Source organism: Gemmatimonadaceae bacterium (assembly GCA_020846935.1).
GTDB lineage: Bacteria > Gemmatimonadota > Gemmatimonadetes > Gemmatimonadales > Gemmatimonadaceae > RBC101.
The window spans coordinates 1-15,176 of record JADLCY010000003.1 but is presented as its reverse complement, the minus strand read 5'-3'; the positions used below and the strand labels follow the sequence as shown (position 1 = coordinate 15,176).

At 66.8% G+C, this 15,176-nt stretch carries 17 protein-coding genes; 4 read left to right on the top strand and 13 right to left on the bottom strand.

Annotation, left to right across the window (positions count from 1 at the left end; translation table 11 throughout):
- Positions 1–160: hypothetical protein (locus IT361_06075; GenBank protein ID MCC6317244.1), on the top strand; the 160-nt coding region annotated here is incomplete at its 5' end.
- 379 nt (positions 161–539) lie between these two features.
- On the opposite strand, the gene IT361_06070 is transcribed toward IT361_06075, so the two are convergent.
- The 13 genes from IT361_06070 to IT361_06010 form a co-directional block, all read right to left on the bottom strand.
- Positions 540–1,517, bottom strand: coding sequence for a sigma-54-dependent Fis family transcriptional regulator (locus IT361_06070; protein ID MCC6317243.1), 978 nt, complete (start codon positions 1,515–1,517; stop codon positions 540–542).
- Positions 1,514–2,965 carry a type II secretion system protein GspD gene (locus IT361_06065; GenBank protein ID MCC6317242.1) on the bottom strand — a complete coding sequence of 484 codons (1,452 nt, stop codon included), beginning with the start codon at positions 2,963–2,965 and terminating at the stop codon, positions 1,514–1,516. Before IT361_06065 ends, IT361_06070 begins: the two co-directional genes overlap by 4 nt.
- Positions 2,962–3,402, bottom strand: coding sequence for a hypothetical protein (locus IT361_06060; protein MCC6317241.1), 441 nt, complete (start codon positions 3,400–3,402; stop codon positions 2,962–2,964). The genes IT361_06065 and IT361_06060 overlap by 4 nt, the downstream gene beginning before the upstream one ends.
- A gap of 17 nt (positions 3,403–3,419) precedes the next feature.
- Positions 3,420–3,974 carry a hypothetical protein gene (locus tag IT361_06055; GenBank protein ID MCC6317240.1) on the bottom strand — a complete coding sequence of 185 codons (555 nt, stop codon included), beginning with the start codon at positions 3,972–3,974 and terminating at the stop codon, positions 3,420–3,422.
- Entirely contained in the window at positions 3,971–5,101 is a 1,131-nt protein-coding gene (locus IT361_06050) for a hypothetical protein (protein ID MCC6317239.1), read from the bottom strand. The genes IT361_06055 and IT361_06050 overlap by 4 nt, the downstream gene beginning before the upstream one ends.
- Positions 5,092–6,012 (bottom strand): general secretion pathway protein GspK, encoded by a 921-nt coding sequence (locus IT361_06045; protein MCC6317238.1) that lies wholly within the window; start codon positions 6,010–6,012, stop codon positions 5,092–5,094. The genes IT361_06050 and IT361_06045 overlap by 10 nt, the downstream gene beginning before the upstream one ends.
- Positions 6,009–6,518 carry a prepilin-type N-terminal cleavage/methylation domain-containing protein gene (locus IT361_06040; GenBank protein MCC6317237.1) on the bottom strand — a complete coding sequence of 170 codons (510 nt, stop codon included), beginning with the start codon at positions 6,516–6,518 and terminating at the stop codon, positions 6,009–6,011. The genes IT361_06045 and IT361_06040 overlap by 4 nt, the downstream gene beginning before the upstream one ends.
- A gap of 5 nt (positions 6,519–6,523) precedes the next feature.
- A complete protein-coding gene (locus IT361_06035) occupies positions 6,524–6,856 on the bottom strand; it encodes a hypothetical protein (protein MCC6317236.1) in 333 nt (110 codons plus the stop codon).
- Entirely contained in the window at positions 6,853–7,119 is a 267-nt protein-coding gene (locus IT361_06030; protein ID MCC6317235.1) for a type II secretion system protein, read from the bottom strand. Before IT361_06030 ends, IT361_06035 begins: the two co-directional genes overlap by 4 nt.
- The gene (locus tag IT361_06025; protein MCC6317234.1) at positions 7,116–8,075 is read right to left on the bottom strand and encodes a type II secretion system F family protein; all 960 of its coding nucleotides are present in this window, start codon (positions 8,073–8,075) and stop codon (positions 7,116–7,118) included. The genes IT361_06030 and IT361_06025 overlap by 4 nt, the downstream gene beginning before the upstream one ends.
- Before the next feature lie 83 nt (positions 8,076–8,158).
- Positions 8,159–8,662 carry a type II secretion system major pseudopilin GspG gene (gene gspG, locus IT361_06020; GenBank protein MCC6317233.1) on the bottom strand — a complete coding sequence of 168 codons (504 nt, stop codon included), beginning with the start codon at positions 8,660–8,662 and terminating at the stop codon, positions 8,159–8,161.
- Positions 8,595–9,995: a type II/IV secretion system protein gene (locus tag IT361_06015; protein ID MCC6317232.1), complete on the bottom strand. Its 1,401-nt coding sequence runs from the start codon at positions 9,993–9,995 to the stop codon at positions 8,595–8,597. Before IT361_06015 ends, gspG begins: the two co-directional genes overlap by 68 nt.
- A 222-nt stretch (positions 9,996–10,217) precedes the next feature.
- Positions 10,218–11,183, bottom strand: coding sequence for a sigma-54-dependent Fis family transcriptional regulator (locus tag IT361_06010; protein ID MCC6317231.1), 966 nt, complete (start codon positions 11,181–11,183; stop codon positions 10,218–10,220).
- A gap of 389 nt (positions 11,184–11,572) precedes the next feature.
- Here IT361_06010 and IT361_06005 point away from each other — a divergent pair, with 389 nt between their 5' ends.
- From IT361_06005 to IT361_05995, 3 genes are all read left to right on the top strand, one after another.
- On the top strand, positions 11,573–12,865 hold the full coding sequence (locus tag IT361_06005) for an IS21 family transposase (GenBank protein ID MCC6317230.1): 1,293 nt from the start codon (positions 11,573–11,575) through the stop codon (positions 12,863–12,865).
- The gene (locus IT361_06000) at positions 12,862–13,701 is read left to right on the top strand and encodes an ATP-binding protein (protein ID MCC6317229.1); all 840 of its coding nucleotides are present in this window, start codon (positions 12,862–12,864) and stop codon (positions 13,699–13,701) included. Before IT361_06005 ends, IT361_06000 begins: the two co-directional genes overlap by 4 nt.
- Before the next feature lie 150 nt (positions 13,702–13,851).
- A complete protein-coding gene (locus IT361_05995) occupies positions 13,852–14,082 on the top strand; it encodes a transposase (GenBank protein ID MCC6317228.1) in 231 nt (76 codons plus the stop codon).
- Positions 14,083–15,176 lie beyond the last annotated feature (1,094 nt).

Below are 15,176 nucleotides of genomic sequence, written 5' to 3'. Positions count from 1 at the left end.
GGCGCGCGTTCTTGATCCGTACCTCCGCCAGGCGGGCATCTGGCCCGAGTTCCACGCGAATTCGTGCCAGTTCGAGGTGTCCCGCGGCGCGTTCGTCACGCTGGCGCGCAACGCGTGTTCGAGCGAGGCGAGCTATCGCGCGACGCGCGGGGTGTCCTGAGGTCGCGATCGTTGGGAGCCTTCCAGCTGCGCAACCCGCGCTCGGATTGCGGTTGCGCGCGGCGCGAGTCCAGCATCCGCTTCCGCCCAGGTGGCGAGCAACTGCCGGAGCACCGCGGTCGCAGCCGACAACATCGAGGTTACCCCTCTCATCCTTCTGCAGTCGAGCGTACGATCGTTTCGATCTAGCGTGACCTTTCGATCGCAGGCGATCCCTGGAGACGCGTGAACGTGGCATCGGTACCGAAGGGTTTTGGCGACGGTACGCAACAGAATCCACTTGTCACTCTTGGCGTGTCGTCGGTCCCATTGCGTTAATGCGGATACGCGCCTTGCCTTCGACAAAGAGATGTCACCCGGAATGAACGAGTGCGTCGAGATCAGCCGAAAGCCACGCTCGTGGTGCCTGAGCCTCGCGCCCTCCTTCGCAACGTCGGAATGCCCAAGCTCCTCAGCCATCGATATACCGTCCCCCGATCCACGCCGAGTTCAAGCGCAACCGCGCTCGTATCCCACTCGTGCCGCACCAGCAACTCCATCAGCCGACGCCGCTGCCCCTCGCTCTCTTCATCGACCGCAGTCGCGCGCCGGCGATCGGCGAGCAGCGCCGAGATGTCCTGACGCGTCACGAGGGCCGATTCGCTCATCGTGATCGCCACTTCGATGACGGCGCGTAACTCACGCACGTTCCCCGGCCACTCGTACTCCTCGAGCGCCGCGACAGCACTGTCCGCGAGGCGCGCAAAGCGACCACCCTGCGACGCGAACTGCTCAGCGAAGTGAGTCGCGAGCATCGACACGTCATCCAGCCGCTCCTTGAGTGGCGGCACCCTCAGGGTCAGCCCCGTTAGGCGATGTGCGAGATCGTCTCGAAACAGCCCCGCCGTCACCAGCCCGGCAATCGGCTGATTCGTCGCGGCGACCAGGCGAAAGTTGCTCGTCCGGTCATGACGCGCCCCCAGTGGCCTGAACCGCCTCGTCTCGACAACTCGGAGCAGCTTCGCCTGCGTCGTGGGCGCGAGGGTCGAGATTTCGTCGAGAAAGAGGGTGCCGTTGTGCGCCTCCGCCAGCACGCCATCGTGATCACGCAGCGCGCCGGTGAACGCGCCCTTCACGTGTCCGAAGAACGTGTCCTCGAACAACGTGTCGGCGATGGCGCTGACGTTCAGGGCCACGAGGGACCCAGGGCGCCGACTCTCCCTATGGATCGCCTCCGCGACGAGTTCCTTGCCGACACCGGTCTGTCCTTCGATGAGAATCGGCAGTGGGCTGGCGGCCGCCTTCGCGATCTGCCAGCGAAGCTTCTCGATCGCGGGGGAACGACCCACCAGCGGCGATGGCGTCAACGGTAGCGTCATGGCTTGAGTCGCTCGGCCCTGGTCTTCATGGGCGTAGTCACGGAATCGGCGTCTTCGTCACTGCGAAGCACCCGCGGGGTCAGGAACAGGAACAGCTCCGTTTCCGTGGTTCGCTTGACGGACTTTCCAAACAAGCCGCCGATGATCGGGATCCCCGACAGGATTGGCACGCCGCTGCGGTTCTGGTCGCGCTGCTGGTCGGTCAGCCCACCCAACGCCACCGTCTGGCCATTGCGCACCAGGAGCCGCGTTTGCACATGCCGAGTCGAGATCACCGGCGCGTCGAACTGTGTCTCCGCGGTCGCGGCATTCACTTCCTGCGTCACTTCGAGCATTACGTAGCCGTCGTCAGAAATCGTCGGCAGCACTGAGAGCTTCGTACCGACTTCCTTGTACTGCACGACCTGATCACGCAGCGGTGAATCGGTGGGCAGGGCGCGCGACACCTGAACGAAGGGCCGTTGGCTCCCCACGAGGATCTGGGCTGGCTGGTTGTTCGCCGTGATCACCACGGGCCGCGACACGATCGTCACGTCGCCACGTGAGGCCGCCGCACGCAACGTGGCGTCGACGTTGACGCCTCCGATCTCCATCAAGCGCAGAACGAAGTCACCGAGCCCGAGCCCTGTCGTAGACGCCGAGATCGACGTTCCACTCGATGGGAGGTTCTGCTTGGGCAACGTGGATTCGACGCCGAAGCTCAGGCTGCGGTCGCGGCGCACCTCGGCGATCAGCAGCTCGATCAACACCTGCAGTGGCCGCACATCGAGTTCCCGCACCGCCGCCTCGATCAGCTCGAAGTCGCTGCGGGTCGCACGCACGAGCAGGCTGTTCGCGCGCGGGTCGGGCATGATAGTGACCTCGCCGGTGAAGCTCGCCTCGCGTCCCGCAATTGCTGCCACGGCTTGCGGTGGCGGAGTGCCTGCTTCGGGAACCAGGTTGGCGCGCAGCTCCCCACCCAGCGTCGATGGCGGCGTCTTGATCTCGCCAAACGACGAAGGCCTCCCATACAACGAGTTCACCGTCGCCGCCACTTCGCTTGCCCGCGCGTGGCGGAGGCGCACGACGAATAGCTCAGTCGGCCCACGAGCTCGTGCAGAATCTCCGCCCGCAGGTTGCTCAGAGGGCTCTCGCACCGGTCGCACCGAGTAGAAGGCCGTATCCACGACGAGGCGCAGGCCGTTGCTCTCCAGGAGACCCGCGAGCAACGTGAGAATCCGTGTGCGAGGCACCGCTGACGGGGTTTCAAAGGACACCCGTTGCGACGGCAGCGTCCCGAACATCAATGGCCGATCCAGGTAGCGCGCCAGCGACTGGACCACGGTGCGCAGTTCCACGTCGATCAGCCGCACCGAGACACTGTCGCCTGTCGCACGCGTCGTATCTGTCACCTGCGCTGACAGCGCCGACGAGGCGCACAGCAGGGCACCCACGAGGACGCGCCTCAACGCTCGTCACCCGCGAGCCGAAGCGCCCAGGCCGTGTCGCGCATGGCAACCAGCACCGACGTCGATGTCACCCGGACGATGCGCAGGCCGGCAATCGTGTCTCCCGGCTGGACGAGCACTTCCCCGTCGCGTCCTGGTATGCCCTGCACCACTGCCGACCACGGCGGCCCGCCAACGATGCCTTGCAGCTGAAGCAGCGGCGGCTGAGGACGTGCAGCCGCGGGCTCCACGCGCTGAGACGTTGTAACCGGACGCCGTGAGATACTGAACGGATTGCGACGCTCGACGACCTCTGCTGCCGCCGCGATCGACTCCGCAACCATCGGCGCAGCGAGATGGATCTCGGGGACCGGCGAACGAACGGACGGTGGTTCATCGGCGGGCAGGCTCGCCCAGGCGCTTGCGGCGATAGCGACGACGGCAAGCGGAGCAGCCATTCGAGCGTGGCGGCGGTTCATCGCGGCGCGGATTCGGGACGATACAACCCTTCGACGGACAACCTGATTCGCAGCCGCTCGGCTTCATCGGCCCGGCTCGTCCCCGGTGCCGTCACAGTCATGCTCGCGACCCGAACCAGGCGAGAGCTGCCCGCGATCAGTGCGAGCAACGTCGTAAGCGCCCCGATATCCGCCCAACCCTCGGCGCTCACGGACGCACTCCACAGGCTTCGGGCCGTCGCCGTGGTATCGACGACGGGAGCGATCATGTCGAACGCAACGCCCGAGGCGAGGCCCTGTTCGGACGTCCATGACGCCAGATCGCCTGCGGCGGAGCCAGCCGAGCCACTCACCGGAGCACCGCCCACCAGCGAGTCACGCACCTCAAACAACCACGTGCGCTGCGGCAGCCGGCGCGCCGCATCGAGTCGCGTCAGCTGGTCGAGCAACATGCGCTCGCGCTCTCCCAACTCGCTCATGCGCCTGGCGTACCACGGCGCGGCACGAAGCACGAGCAAGGCGCCACAGAGCCAGAGCAGGCGCGCGTACACGCGAAGACGGCTCCCGCTCATGGTGATGCGGCTGCGCCAAGGGGCGGACAGTCGATCGTTCCGCGCTGGATCGAGTCCGTCGTGGAATCCGACGGCGTGTCCTGGCTGATCGGACCGGTGAATCGCGCCTCCCGGCACCACGAGCGACTCGCCAGTCGCGAGGTGACGCGGCCGACGTCGCGTCCCCTCACGGCGACCTGCACACGAGCGGAGTCCAGTTCGACGGAGATCGCATGCACGTCCGCAGGGAGGTCCGTCGCTATCTCCGCAAGCCTGGCGAGGGGCGTTACTCGTAGCTGAAACGCCGCTATCAAGTGAAGCTCTGCTTCCGCACGCGCGAGAGCGCGCTGCTGCACCGCAAGGGTGCGCTGCCATTGCTGCCGTAGCGCCAGTTGCTCTTCGTAGTGACGCACTCGCATGGAGCGCGTGACCACGGGCGCGGCGAGCAGTCCCGCCGCGAAGAGTGCGAGCGCCAGCAGGCGCAGGGGTGTGGCGCGCGTCCTTGCACTACCGATGTGCTGCGGGTCAATCGCCGGACCTCCCCGCTTCCATGCGGCTATCGCACCCGCCACGTCACTCCACGTATTCGGCCACTCGGTTCGTATCGATGGTTCCGATTGGACGCCGGGTCGGCATCGACGACCGACCGGCCATCCCTGCGCCCGTTCGACGCTGACGAGAGCGCGTCCATCCAGCCACGAGGCTCGAGAGAAATCGGGTGATGCCTCGAGTGCGGCCGCAGTCGGTATGATCGCTCGGAGCCGCCGACCGCTGCGCTCGACGACCTCGACCAGGCCCTGCACGCGTTTCTTGTCCATCATCGCCACGAGCCTGGAGCCGTCGCGGCCGTCGGAGACAGCGAAGATGGGATCATCGCACGCCAGGAACCGCTCGCGCAGCGACTCCACGTCGCCCGCGACGCTTGCCGACACGACCTGCGCCGGCATGAGCGACGGGGATGCCACGACGAGCACGTCCCGCGCAGGCTGTTCGCGAAACGCGGCGATTGCCATGTGCACCGCGGCAATCGGGTCCTTGTCGTCGTCGCTCGACGCAGTGGTCGTTCCGAAGCCGCCGCGTTCGTCGACGAGCGCGCCACGCACTCCGCCGCCGTACACGGACAGGACGAGGATCGCTCTCAGCGCCATGTGCGACGCTCTCCCTGCACCGCGATCCGGCCGATGGCGCGCACCAGCCGCTGCTCCAGCCGCACACCCACGCCATGTGCACGAGCGACTTCCACCGAGAGATGCCACGAAGGCGGCTCGGGAACGATTGCCGCTCGTAGTGCAGCGAGGTTCTCGTCGAGTTCTCTCCGGGCATCGGCAGGAAGCCCCATGGCGACCTGCTCGATCTCCGGCATGGGGAGGTCGCGCGCTCGCGCGTCGAGCCACCGGTTGATCAGCGCTGGCGTCGCTCCAGGCAGCGTGGCCAGGACCCACACTGGAGCGTGCCGGAGGTTGATTGGTTCATTGTCCAGGCTAAGCAGCGAGTGTGCAACAGTCCCCGCGCCACCCCGTACCCACTGGAGTTCATGCAGCGACTGCAGTGGTCTGTTTGCAGGCAGCGGTCGACCAGCATGGTCGTACCACGACGCTTCTGCACCGCGCGGGCGAGGCACCGTATCAGCGTCTACCCAATCAAGGATTGCTGCCGCCAGGTCGCCGGCTTCAGAGCGACCATGCCCCGCGGCAACGAGGCCGGTCGCCAGGGCGTGCTCGTCGAGCCGAGTGAGGTTCATCCGGGTTCCACCCGGAGTCAGCGCCCACGAACACTCCGACGCAGCGCCCATGGAGGCGACTTCACGGTCCAGGTGACGCCATACCACGTCGGCGCCTCCTCGTGATGACGGCGCCTCTGCCATGCTCCTGCTGGCCTGGAACCGCACCTCGAGCGCACAACCCTCCGCCAGCCATTCCGCCTCGAGCCGCGCCGACACATTCGCCTCACGCCTCATCGCGCCCCGCGTCTCGAATTCCACCGCCGCCACCACTGCCCCGGCCACAACCAGCGCAGGCAGAAGCACCAACAGCACGAAGCCTGAGCGCGACCGCGTCATGATCTCCCGCCTACGCGAAAGATCAGCGTGTCGCCACCAGCGACGACTTCGACCGCGACGGGACGGTGCGCTGCATCGGTCCACGTCGATGCCCATTCTCCGCCGCCCGCCGCGGTCACCAGGTATCGCAACCCGCACGGTTGCCGGGACGCGATGGCGACAGGGCTGCCGCCGGCGCTGAGATGCAGGCTGCATCCGTCGTCGCCCTGCTCGATCGTCAGTTCGGCATCGCACGCCTCGAGCCAGCCTCCTGGTGCGTCGCACTGACTCCGAAATGCGAGCCTGTTCTCGTCGCCCAGTAGCGCCCCGAACTCTCCAGACGACGCATGCAGGAACAGCGTCCGTAATGCGACGTACGCTGCGTCGACAGGCGACGCGTCATCCTTGGCGCGGTCCAGTGCCGTGGTGGCAACTGACATGAGGTGGCGCGCCATGAGCAGGATCGTGGACGCCACCACAAGCGCGAGGAGCACTTCGATCAGGGTGAGACCCTTCCTTCCTCGCATGCGGGTCATGCGCCCCCGAGGACAGTGGAGAGCCATGCGCGGCCACTCCGCCCGTCGACAATGCTCACGCGATACAGTCCCCGTTCTGACCGCTGAATGTCGAGCCACCAGGTTCCCTGACGGCGGCGACCCAGGTGCAGGTCGAGCTCACCACGTGGCCACATGGCAACCGAAGACAACAGCCGATCCACCTCTCGCAGGCGTCGCGCATGATCCGACGTTGCCTCGCGCGCGCGCATCGACTGCCGCAGAAGGTCGAATGCACCGAGCGAGACCACCGCCACCAGTACCAAAGCAAGGAGCGCGTCGAGAAGGACTACACCTGGCCGTCTGGTCATGACCCTGCTCCCGCGCGAGGATCCGCCTGCGTCACCCGGCCGTCAGGATACGCCGTGATCAGCATGACCTGGTCGCCGACGCGGACCGTGTCCGTGTGCGGCCTGCCATCGTTCACCGCGCGCCGGCGCAGCGCGACCTCTTGGTCAGCGCGCACGCCGCGCTCACGTGGTGTCATCCGCGAGCCCAATGCAACGACGCCAAGCAACCCGAGGATCGCCGTGACGACGATGACCTCCAGCAAGGAAAAGCCTCGGCGCGTCATGGCCGGAGCGCGTACATGGTCTGAAGCAGCGTGGCTGCCATGAGCGCGATCAATCCCCCGACCATGAGCACCAGTGCAGGCTCGATGAGGCGCACTGCCACGCGGAGCCCGTCGAGCGCGGCGCGCTGGTCGAGTTCTGCCGCGTGGCGAAGCATTTCCGTGAGGCGACCTCCCGCCTCACCGGCTCCCACCAAACGCTGGGCAGTATCCGTGAGTGTTCCCGTCTGCGCGAGCGCACTGCCCAGGCCCTGACCACCGAGGATGGCCGCACGCGCAGCGAGTGTGCGCTGACGGATCGCCTCATCCCCAAGGGCGGCGGCGCCAATCTCCAGCGCGCGCGGTAACGACACGCCCGCATTGAGCAGGCTGGCCAGGATCGCGGTAAGCCTCGCGCTTGCCAGGCGACGTCGCAACGCTCCCACCACTGGTACGTTCAGGAGAAGTTCGTGCCATCTCTCCCGATGGTGCGCATCCTGGAGAACGTGAGCCGCTGCGTAGCCACCAGCGATCGCAAGCAGGCCGAGGGGCAGCGCCGCCCGACCTGCGACGTCACCCGTTGCCATGAGGAGAGAGGTGGACCGTGGGAGCGCCACTCCAGCGTCTTCGAGCAAGACCGAGAACCTGGGCAGTACCACCGTGGCCATCACGGCGAGGGTTGCAAGTCCGGCCGCTGACAGCAGCGCGGGATAGGAGAGCGCTTGCATGACGGCACTGCGCGCCTGCGCGTCCTGCGTAGCCTGTGCCGCCGCCTGCTGCACCGCCTCCGCGAGCGCTCCACGCTCTTCGCCGGCGCGTATCATGCCAATCGCGTCGGCGGGCAGTCGCAACGACGACTGCTCGATCGCCGTTGCCAGGGACGCGCCGTTGCGTACGCGCGCACGCACGTCGACCAACGGCCCACGCCAGCGCTCCGGGCACAGCGTCTCGAAGGCATCGAGCACGCGCGTGATCGACATGGAGGTAGCCAGCAACGACCCTAGCGAGGTCAGGCCAATGGAGAGTTCGTGGCGCGTCGCGCGGACGCGTCTCGAGCCGACGGTCATCGCGCCGCCCCCGTATCGGCCGAGCTGATGTCGGCGTCCTCTCCGGAGCCGCCGGGTCGTCCATCTCGCCCGTGCGACACGAGCGCAAAGTCATCGCCAGCGGCGGCATTTCTCCTGTAGACGTATTCGTTGCCCCAGGGATCCCGCGGCAGCCCCCTCCGAAGGTAAGGTCCACGCCATCCGCCTCCTCCGGGATCGCGCACGAGTACCTGGAGGCCATCACCCTCGCGTGGGTAGTCGCCGGTGTCGATGCGATAGGTATCGAGCGCGAGCGCGATGCTGCTGATTTGGCTTCGAGCCGCCGCCACCTTCGCATCCCCGGCGTTGCGGAACACCGATGGCGCCACGAGCGACGCCAGGGTCGCGATGATGGCGATCACCACGATGAGTTCCAGCAGCGAGAATCCCCGTCGCTGCCATTTCGTCGCAGCCCTAGTGCCTGACGACACGGAGCGCCTCCTCGACGGTGGTGAGCCCTTGCTGCACGCGGGTCCAGGCATCCGCCTGCATGGGAACGAATCCGTCCGCCAACGCCACCTCACGCAGCTCGGTCCGTGAGGCACGCCGGGTAATCGCGTCGCGCATCGCATCCGTCATTCGAAGGAACTCGAAGATGCCGGTGCGTCCGGAATAGCCCGTGCCTCGGCACGCTCGGCACCCAATCCCGCGCCGAACTGGCATCCGTCGCATCGGGCGCCCAGCCAGCTCGGCGAGCGATGCATCATCGACGTCCTCAGTCACGGCACACACATCGCAGATCTTCCTTACGAGACGCTGCGCGAGAACTCCCTCGATGGTCGCCGCAATCAGGAACTCGGGCGCACCCAGGTCCTGGAGCCTGGGGATGGCACTCAGCGCATCGTTTGTATGAAGCGTGGAGAGGACGAGGTGTCCCGTGAGCGCCGCCTGCACAGCAATCTCGGTGGTCTCGGCGTCGCGCATCTCGCCGATCATGACCACGTCAGGATCCTGTCGCAGGATGGAGCGAAGCGCGGTCGCGAAGGTCACTCCAGCGTCCCGGTGAACCGGGACCTGGGCGATCCCTGCAAGCTGATATTCAATCGGCTCCTCGACCGTGATGATCTTCTCCCGCGACGCCGCTCGGCGATTGAGCGCAGCATACAGTGTCGTGGTCTTGCCGCTTCCGGTTGGACCGGTCACGAGCAACATGCCATGTGGTCGAGCGACCACGCTCTCTACGTGCGGAAGGAGGGCGGCGCCGAGGCCAAGCGCGGCGAGTTCGATGGGTCGTCCTCCGCGTTCGAGGAGACGCATCACGACGCTTTCGCCGTGCATGGTAGGAACGGTCGAGACCCGAACGTCGAGGTCGCGATTTTCCAGCCGGACGCGGATCCGGCCATCCTGTGGCCTGCGGCGTTCGGCGATATCGAGATCGGCCAGAAGCTTGATCCGAGAGACGACCGCGTGGCGCAGGTCGAAGCTCGGCTCCGGCGCCGGAGCCAGGACCCCATCCAGGCGATAGCGCACGGCAAGCCCATCGCGCGTCGCTTCGACGTGGATGTCGCTTGCCCCGGCGTCGAACGCATCGCGAAGGAGCATGTTGACGAACCTGATGACCGGCGGTTGCGAGGCGAGGTCGCGGACGTCCGAGACGAGGTCGTCGTCTGTACCCGTCCGCGTGACCTCAACTCCGCGCTCCGCGCTGACGACGAGACGTTCGATCAGGATCTCGAGGTCACCGTCGGTGACGGAGACATGACGCACTTCGCGATCATAGGTCAGCGCGAGGTCGTCCAGCACTTCGGGTGCGACGGCTTCGGTGGCCGTCGCGAGAATGAGGGCACCATCGTCAGCAACCGTCTGCGGACACACTCGATGACGCAGGAGGTAGCCACGCGTCAGGCCGTCTGCGAGATGAACGGGGCGATGGGGGGACGGGGCAGTCACGTCCTCCGAGAAGGCAATTCCCTTGCCCGGATGTCACGCTCAGGGGAAGCCGTTGTCTGGCTTGTGTTTCGGCATCGTCAGCGCCATTGGCTCTGCGCTGCACATCATGTCGCGCTACGGCGTGCAGGTACTGCAGCGCCTGTCGCGCTACACGGCTTCTTGCGTGTCGGATTGGAAGCCGTGGTCGTGGCGGCGCAATTGTCGCTGCACCGTGGAGCGGGCGACGCCGAGGTCGCGCGCTGCCTGTGCGATGGACCGGCTCTTCTTCACGGCCTCTGCTGCGATGGCTGGGGTGACCTGACGTTCAACGCTGCCGAGTGCGACTTGTCGGACGAAGAGCAGATCTTCGTCGCGGCAGTGCTCGAGGGTCAACGTAGACGCACCGCGCGCGGCGACGAGGATGCGTTGTACGACGTTGTCGAGTTCCCGGATGTTGTAGGGCCAATCGCACTTCGAGAGGGCCTCGGAGAGTTCTGGCGCGATGTCGGGAAGCGCGTGGTAGCCGAACAGTGCGGCGTGTTTGTCGAGGATCGCGTGCGCCAGCAATGGGATGTCTGCGCGCCGCTCGCGCAGTGGTGGTACGCGGACCCGAAACCCGGAGAGTCGAGGCAGCAGGTCGGGGAGGAGTTCCGCGCGCGCGGTGAGGTCTTCGAGACTGACGTTCGTGGCGACCACGAAGCGAACGTCGTACGTGACTTCGCGGTCGCCTCCCACCGGTCGAGCGGTGCGGCGCTCGAGCAGGTTCAGGATGCGTTTCTGGAGGTGGAGCGTGGCCTTGCCGACTTCGTCGAGGAACAGGGTGCCGCGGTTCGCGGAGGCCAGGAGGCCGGACCGGGCGTGTGTCGCGCCTGTGAAGGCGCCGGCGACGTGGCCGAAGAGTTCTGATCCCGCGAGTTGGTCATCGATGGCGCCGGTATCCACCTCGACGAACGGCGCATGGGCGCGTGACGATGCGGAGTGGACCCAGCGCGCCAGCCGCGACTTCCCGGTGCCGGACTCACCTTCGAGCGTGATCGTCAGGTGGGAGAAGCGCGCGAACTCGGCGAGCCGAGTGAGGATCGGCCGTATTGTGCTGCCGGTTGCCCATTCTTCCTGTCCTGCGGTTGGTGCCAAGCCGCCTCCTCCCTGCCTCCGCCAAGGTTGGCCGCGCTGAGACTCTCGGGACGGTGTTGTTCCCGCGCGACCTCAAGGACCCCCGCGGCGCGTCGATTCTGGCGACCTCGAGCATGACGCGCAATGCAATCGGTCATGTTGACTGCGCGAAGGTGTGAGCGCGTGGAAGGACTAGTACGCAGCCGCGTCACGTCCGCGTCACGCGACGCTTCGTCAGGGCACGCGCTGGTGACAGGGCACACCCCTATCAGGCGTGGCAGTGAGCCGTTGGCATGTACGGGATCACCCATTCTTACGCACTAGCGATCACCCAGATCTACGCACCTGACCTCGCCCGGTGCGGCGCGTGACCGCACCCTTCGCGCACCCTTGAGCGCGCGGAGCCGGGCATGACCGTCTTGCGTCAGGAGCAGGTGCAGATGATGGACGAATTGATTCGGGAGGAGCGCGTGTCCGGCCGCGGGGCCGCCGCGCTTTTGCACGTGACGGAGGGGGCCTTGCGCTACCGCCGGAAGCGGCTGGCCAGCGGGGCCCGGGACCGGCGGGCCGACCAGGCGACGGCGGTCGATGGATTCGAGTCGGCCGTGGCGGCCGCACTGGAGACGCTGGCCCCGACGGTGCCAGAGGGCCGCCCCGTCTGCGGGCGGTTGGTGTTCGAGACACTGGTGCGCGACCACGGATATGCCGGGAGCTACCCGGCGCTGATCCGCTACCTCCGGCGCCTGCGGGGCCGCCCGCCCGTGCGGGCCGTGCGCCGGGTCGAGTTGCCGCCCGGGATGCAGGCGCAGCACGACTGGCTGGAGGAGCGGGTCGACCTCGCGGGGAGTGCGGTCCGCCTCTTCGGATTGTTAGGCACGCTGGCGCATTCGCGGGGCTCGGCGCTGTGGCTCGGCCTGCGGATGACGCAGGTGGCCTGGCAGGCGGGGCATGCCGCACTCTTCCAGAGCTACGGCGGCGTCCCGCGCGTGGTGCGGATCGACAATCTGAAAACCGCGGTGGCCGCGGGCGGCGGTCCGTCGGCGGTGTGCACGCCGGCCTTCCAGGCGTTCGCGACGGCCTGCGGCTTCACCATCGATCCGTGCCGCGTCCGGACGCCGACGGACAAGGGGAAGGTGGAGCGCCGGGTGCGCGTGGTGCACACCGCGCTCGCGCCGCTCTTCCGGCAGTCGTGGACCGACCTCGCCCCGTTGCAGGCGGCGGTCACGGGCCGTCTGGCCGAGGTGGAGGCGCGGCTCCGCTGTCCGGCGACCGGGACCACCATCGCCGAGGCGCGGCGCGCCGAGCAGCGGACCCTGTTGCCGCTGCCGGTCGTGGGCGAGCCCTTCGACCTGATCGTCGCGCGGCGCGTACAGCGCGATGCGCTCGTGGCGTTCGAGGGCCGCCAGTACTCCGTCCCGTTCGCGTGGGTGGGACGCGACGTCGAGGTGCTCGGCACGGCGCGCCATGTCGTCGTGCGGGCGGCCGGGGCCGAGGTGGCCCGGCATCCCCGCCACACCGCCGCGCGGCTCGTCCTCGAGCCCGCGCACTACGACGGGGCGTCGACGGCCGACGTGCTCGCCCCGCCCCCGCTCGGGCGGCGCGGCCGCTGGCAGGCCGACGCCGGGGCCCGCCTCCCGGCCCCGACGGCGGTCGCCCGGCCCCTCGACGCGTATGTGGCCCTCATCGACGGAGCGCGCGCATGAGCCCCGCCGCCCCGCTGCCGCTCGATACCCTGGCCCAGCAGCTCACCGCGTTAGGCATGGAGCACGCCGCGAGTGCCTTGCCCGAACTCATCGAGGCCGCCGCGCGCGAGCACCTCGACCCGAGTGCCTTCCTCGGCCGCGTCCTCACGCGCCAGCTCGAGCGCAAGGACGAACGCCGGATCGCGACCATGCTCACGCTCTCGGGCCTGCCCAGCGGCAAGACGCTCGAAACGTTCGACTGGGGCTTCCAGCCCAAGGCCGACCGCCGGCAGCTCGACGCGCTCGCCACGTGCAGCTTCGTGCGCGAGCGCCAGAACGTGCTCTTCCTCGGCCCGCCAGGAGTCGGCAAGAGTCACCTCGCGTGCGGGTTAGGCGTCAAGGCGATCAAGAACGGCTTCTCGGTGATGCACATCGTCCTCGATGACCTGCTGCACGCCCTCAAGGCGGACGCGGCAATCCCGCCGACGCGCCTCAAGTCCAAGCGCTACCTCAACAGCGCGTTGTTGCTCATCGACGAAGTCGGCTTCCGACCGTTGGACCGGATCGAGGCCAACCTGTTCTTTCGTCTGGTCTCGGCGCGCTACGAACGGGCGAGCATCGTCGTGACCACGAACAAGCACGTGCGCGACTGGCCGGACGTCTTCGCCGGCGACGAGATCCTCACGACGGCGATTCTCGACCGCCTGCTGCACCACGTGCACATCGTCCACATCGACGGGCGCAGCTACCGGCTCCGGGAGCTCGACAAGCTCCTCACGCCGCCGCCCGCCGCTGCTCCACCCCCCACCCCAGCAGGAGGTGACACGCCCAAGAGATCAAGCAAACCCGGTGCGTAAGACTGGGTGATCGCCAACTGCGTAAGAGTGGGTGATCCTTGACATGGCATTTGGGAATGCGAAGTGGGCCGGCGTTTTCCAAGAGGGACGACGCCGTGATCGCCACGCGCGGCCAGCCCCGGGCGATGGTCGCTGGACAATGGCAGCGAGTTGCGGAGTCGCGCATTCGATGCGTGGGCCGCCGATCGGCGCATCGTGCTTGCGTTCATCCAGCCCGGGAGGCCACGCCAGAACGCGCACCTCGAATCGTTCAACGGCCGCGTTCGGGACGAATGCCTCAACCAGCACTCCTTCCTGTCGTTGGCGGACGCCCGCTTCCACATCGAGCGATACCGCCGCTTCTACAACGATGACCGACCCCACGAAGCTTGCACCGCTTAACCCCCAGCGAGTACGCACGTACTTTCTCCACTTCACCCCCGGCCTGCCTGTCTGCCTAACACTGGAGGAAGCACGGGGGGACCCTCAAGGATCGTAGTCAACAGCGAACCGGCCTTCCGTACTTCTCGCAAGGTTCACCCCCTATCGCATCAGCCGCATCATTGCCACTGACACTTCACGTAGAGCGAACGGAGCGCTCCATGCGCTAGCGTTGCAATACAGTTTGATGCGAACTCCACTAGAGTGCCCCCCTCAGCGCCGCCGAGGAGGCGCAGCTCCAACCATCCAGAGGAGCGATCAAACCTCGTTTCCAGCAACGAACGGTCCCACAGAGTCTCCGACACTCCCTCGCGAAGGATGGTGCCGCCTGCGACCTGTAGGCCATTTCGAATGGCAGGTGGAGGCACAACGCTGCCCGGCTTCCACGAGACACTTGGAAAGTACCCCCACGGGTACAACACCTGTCGCGACTCTATGTCAACCTCAAGTTGCAGCATCCCAATTGCCAGGCTTGCCTTTGGACGGTGACCTATTGAAAGCGGCGGTACGTCGCGCCGCTTGGGAATGAAGTCGATCGAGTACTCAGACTTCCGGTAGACTGTAGTTCCTTCGACCGGCGCCAAGAGGGGGGCAACTTCGAACTGCGCTCTCATGATGTCCTGCTCTTGAAAACGAAGTGGAAAATCTCCTTGGTCGCAGGGTTGACCAAGAGCTCCCAAATTCCAAAGGCGGTCTCTTCAGTGTTCAGGCCCATACGCAATGACCCCGGAACCTCCCAGTACAGCAAACCGGCGCGGCCCGCTGGGTCGGGCACCGGCATCCTAGCCCGCATGATCTCCCGGATCAGCAGGGGGCTATTCATGCAGGGCCGCGTCGGGAGATGGCGCGCAGCCGTTACCGAGTACGTGAGGCCGTCTACTGCCTCGTCGGCTTGACTCGCGACACTTCGCCAAGGATTCCCTTGGAACCTAGTGGACTGTTAACCAAGTAGTGGGAGCATTGATCTTGCAGAAGGGGAAGGCATGTTTCGCTCTCTCATGTCCCTCTCCTTGTCGCCCGACGAGCGGCGGACGCTGACCGCCATGTTGCGCGCG

Excerpts from the sequence above, each read along its gene's own strand:
- IT361_06070 (MCC6317243.1), bottom strand. The coding sequence starts at position 1,517 with ATGACGCTACCGTTGACGCCATCGCCGCTGGTGGGTCGTTCCCCCGCG.
- IT361_06060 (MCC6317241.1), bottom strand. The coding sequence starts at position 3,402 with ATGGCTGCTCCGCTTGCCGTCGTCGCTATCGCCGCAAGCGCCTGGGCG.
- IT361_06055 (MCC6317240.1), bottom strand. The coding sequence starts at position 3,974 with ATGAGCGGGAGCCGTCTTCGCGTGTACGCGCGCCTGCTCTGGCTCTGT.
- IT361_06050 (MCC6317239.1), bottom strand. The coding sequence starts at position 5,101 with ATGGCGCTGAGAGCGATCCTCGTCCTGTCCGTGTACGGCGGCGGAGTG.
- IT361_06045 (MCC6317238.1), bottom strand. The coding sequence starts at position 6,012 with ATGACGCGGTCGCGCTCAGGCTTCGTGCTGTTGGTGCTTCTGCCTGCG.
- IT361_06040 (MCC6317237.1), bottom strand. The coding sequence starts at position 6,518 with ATGCGAGGAAGGAAGGGTCTCACCCTGATCGAAGTGCTCCTCGCGCTT.
- IT361_06035 (MCC6317236.1), bottom strand. The coding sequence starts at position 6,856 with ATGACCAGACGGCCAGGTGTAGTCCTTCTCGACGCGCTCCTTGCTTTG.
- IT361_06030 (MCC6317235.1), bottom strand. The coding sequence starts at position 7,119 with ATGACGCGCCGAGGCTTTTCCTTGCTGGAGGTCATCGTCGTCACGGCG.
- IT361_06025 (MCC6317234.1), bottom strand. The coding sequence starts at position 8,075 with ATGTCGATCACGCGCGTGCTCGATGCCTTCGAGACGCTGTGCCCGGAG.
- gspG (MCC6317233.1), bottom strand. The coding sequence starts at position 8,662 with ATGCCTGGACCCGCGTGCAGCAAGGGCTCACCACCGTCGAGGAGGCGC.
- IT361_06005 (MCC6317230.1), top strand. The coding sequence starts at position 11,573 with ATGACCGTCTTGCGTCAGGAGCAGGTGCAGATGATGGACGAATTGATT.
- IT361_06000 (MCC6317229.1), top strand. The coding sequence starts at position 12,862 with ATGAGCCCCGCCGCCCCGCTGCCGCTCGATACCCTGGCCCAGCAGCTC.